Here is a 3,510-nt window from a genome sequence, read left to right on the forward strand (position 1 = left end):
GCTGGCTCCTTGGTCAAGGCATAGGCCAGATCCACCCTGACCGGCCCGATCGGCGTGCTGTAGCGGATGCCAACGCCAACGCTCTGTTCCCATTCCTGCTCGAACTCCGGATCGAAGGCATTACCGAAATCGGTAAAAATCGCCCCGCCCCAGGGGCCGTCGAATCGGCGCTCTAGCTCAAGGCTGCCGACCGCGAGATAACGTCCGCCCAGGGTTTTGTTGGTCACGGGGTCATTCGGACCCAGCACGTCGAATCCCCAACCGCGGAGACTGTTGTCGCCACCGGCAAAGAAGCGCTGACTCGCCGGCACATCCTCGACGCTGCTCGCCCAGATCGCACCGAGTTCAGTGCGACCGATGAGACGCAGCTCGTCACCCAGCGCCTTGACCACCTTGTAGTCGAGCTGACCAGCGAGCCAGTTGCTGGTCGCCAGCAGGCCCTCGGAGGTGCCTTGCAGGGAGGCGTTGATCCGATAGCCGTCACGGGTGTTGATGGGATCATCGGCCTTGACCTTCGACCAGGAGAGATGGGGCACCAACCCGTTGAAGGTATCGGAATCGGTGCTGGCAACGGAGGAATCCTCGTAGCGATAATCGACGCCGAGGATGCGGCGCCAGCCGCTGTCGGTCAGCACCGACTGGGCGATGCCGAGCTTGAACAGCTCGCCCTCGCGACTCTCGCTATCGAAGGCCTGGATCTCGGGGCGAATCAGCAGAAAGTCGCGCACAGGATTGCGAATCGGAATCCGGTATTCGGCGATGGCCGACTGCTCCACCTGCGAGACCTGGATCTCGGCCTTGAGGTGATGGCCCCGCCGGCCGAGATAACGACGCCTGTAATCGAGACTGAAGCGCGGCCCGACATCGGTCGCGAAACCGGCGCCGACCCGGTAGACATTGGCCTTGTTGCGGGTCGCGATGAGACGCACAGGAACCTCGCGGTCGGGCCCGGCCTGGTCCGCGAGCGGGCGCACCTCGATGGTGTCGAAATACTCGGTGCCGATCAAGCGCCCTTGCAGCTCCAGCAACAGCTCCGGGTTGTAGATCGTGCCCGGCTCGAAATTGACGAACTTCTCCAGGAAGGCATCGGCCAGCAGATCCTGCTCGAACTCGACCTCGCCGAGCGAGAACTGCTCGCCGGTCGCGAGATGGAAATCGATGATAGCCTCATAGGCGACCGGGTCGATGAGCACCAGATGCCGCCGCAGCTCGGCCTCGATATAGCCCTCCTCCGAGGCGATATTGAGGATCCGGGACTTCGCCTTCTCGTAATCGGCGTGGATCAGCGGATCCCCGACCCGCATCGGGAACTGCTTCGGAAACAGCCTATTGTCGGCCCCTGGGCCGGTCACGCGGTAATCGATCCGAGCGATCTTGACCGGATCGCCGGGATCGATGGTGAAGCTGGCCACCCAGGTTCCTTCATCGGTGCTCGGCGCGGTGAGTCTGGACTCGACCTCGATCCGATACAAGCCGAACGGGGCCAAGGCCTCGCGGATCTGCTCCGGCGCCCGCTGATAGAGCGCCCGCAACCTGGGCTCCGACATCTGTGCGTCCTCGCGCTCCTGATACAGCGCCAGCAGCGCGAGGACGTTGCTCTCCTGCCGCCCCTTGAGCCCCTCGACGCGGACATCGAGACTGAGCGCGGCGGCGGTTCCCGACATCAGCACCGAGGCCAAGATGAGCAGAGCCCGAAGCGCGACCGCGCGGCGCAGTGAAGCCATATTCGCGTATCCAAGCCCGCGCGTGCGACTGCGCTGGGGGCTTAGCCGATCTCGGCGACCATATAGCGCGCGGCGCCATACAGCGGCGTGTGCGGATCGAGGATGACCCGCACCGGAATCCGCTCCATCAAGCCGCGCATCCGGCCCTTGTCCAGAAAGCCTTCGAGAAAACCCGCACCCTGGAGCAGGGTCAGATTCTTCGGCGCGATACCGCCGCCAAGATAGACCCCGCCCATCGCCATGTGCTTGAGCGCGGTGTTCCCGGCCTCGCGCCCATAGAGCACCGCGAACAGCTCCAGCGCCTCCTGACTGATGGCATGGCCATTCTGCGCCGCCTCGGCCACCGCCTCGGCGATGTCGCCGTCACTGCGCAGCGCCTCGGCGACCGCCGGCGGATGCGTCGCCTTGTGCCACTGGGCGAGAAACTCGTAGATGGTGCCGATTCCCATGCCGGAGACCACGCGCTCCCAACTCACGCGCCCGACCCGCTTTTGCAGATAATTCAGCAGCGCGAATTCGCGATCGTCGGTGGAGGCGAAATCGGTATGTCCGCCTTCGGTCGCGAACGGACGATGGCGTTCGCCATCCCAGAACATGCCGGCCTCACCCAAGCCGGTACCGGCGGCGACGACACAGGCATTGCCGACGGCATCGGGCGCGCCGGTCTGGATCACCGCCAACTCATTGGCGCTCAGCGCGGGCACGCCCCAGGCCACGGCCTCGAGATCATTGAGCAATCCCACGCGCTCGAATCCCAGGCTCTTCTGCAACGCTGAGGCCTCGATCTGCCAGGGCAGATTGGTGGTCTTGCTGCGCCCGCCGACGACCGGCCCGGCCACGGCAAAGGCCGCCGCCGCGCACTCACAGCCGGTCTCGTCGAGAAAGGCGGTGACGATCTCGCCCAGCGAGACCGACTTGCGGCTCGGATAGCGACGGTGCAACTCCAGCGTCACCCGGTCACCCTCCACCTCGGCGATGCCGAGCCCTGTCTTGGTACCGCCGATATCGCCGACCAAAACATGCATGATGGTTAGTCTCCAAGCTGGAACGCGCGCCTGCGGACCGCGACTGTGCGGAGCGCGAGCGCGCGGATGTGTTGGCGCGATGATAGCAGCGCTGTGGCGCTTCGGTGGCGCGCATCGTGTCAGCGTGTGGCCGGCGCGCCGGCCGGCCTGTCGAACGGCCTGTCGAACGGCCTGTCGATCCGCCTGTCGATCCGCCTGTCGAACGGCGTGCGTGCCAGGCTGTGTCGATTTGCCAGCTTCGAAAGCGTATCAGTCGGGACGGTGGCTCACGAAACGAAAAGGCGCGGCGCGCAAGCCGTCTGCATAGTGCAGGAGCACCTGGGCCTCCCAGATCATGCGCGCGCGCACGCACACCGGCAGCATGCCTTGCCCACGCCAGCGCTCGGTGACAGCGTCGGCATCACTCGCCGTACTGTCATCAATGCCAGCGATGCCAGCGTCAGGGCCGCCAGCATCCGTGTCGGCACCAAGATCCGTGTCGGCACCAGCATCAGCACCCGTATCAGCATCAGCACGCTGCAAGCGGACGCGATTGAAGCCCATGTTCATGTCGACGCCACGGAAATCGACCTCAACTCGTTCAGGCGTTGGCAGCTGGCTCAGCCCGACCTTGAGCTGGAGCGGCCGCACCGCCGGAATCCCGCGCGGTTCGATGTCGAGACGCACCTCGCCGCCATCGGCAAAGCGCACCTGGCAGGCCTCGCGCAACAGATCGCAACCGGGATTCAAGGGCGCCCGCTCGCTGAGCGGCGGATGCAGGA

Annotated in this window: 3 protein-coding genes; 1 reads left to right on the top strand and 2 read right to left on the bottom strand. The window is 65.2% G+C overall.

Annotated elements, in window-relative coordinates; translation table 11 throughout:
* The coding region (locus ACLFQI_RS12595) for an autotransporter assembly complex protein TamA (RefSeq protein WP_410759826.1) at window positions 1-1,724 on the bottom strand (1,724 nt) is incomplete at its 3' end.
* Between the two features lie 41 nt (window positions 1,725-1,765).
* Window positions 1,766-2,749: a glucokinase gene (glk, locus tag ACLFQI_RS12600; RefSeq protein WP_410759827.1), complete on the bottom strand. Its 984-nt coding sequence runs from the start codon at window positions 2,747-2,749 to the stop codon at window positions 1,766-1,768.
* Between the two features lie 126 nt (window positions 2,750-2,875).
* On the opposite strand from glk, the gene ACLFQI_RS12605 reads away from it, so the two are divergent.
* Window positions 2,876-3,510 (top strand): hypothetical protein (locus ACLFQI_RS12605; protein WP_410759828.1); only part of this gene is annotated, 635 nt, incomplete at its 3' end.

It is taken from the genome of Halochromatium sp., from assembly GCF_046541315.1.
Classification (GTDB): Bacteria; Pseudomonadota; Gammaproteobacteria; order Chromatiales; family Chromatiaceae; genus Lamprobacter.

What these genes read in the sequence shown, in the direction of transcription:
- glk (WP_410759827.1), bottom strand. Translation starts at nt 2,749, where the DNA reads ATGCATGTTTTGGTCGGCGATATCGGCGGTACCAAGACAGGGCTCGGC.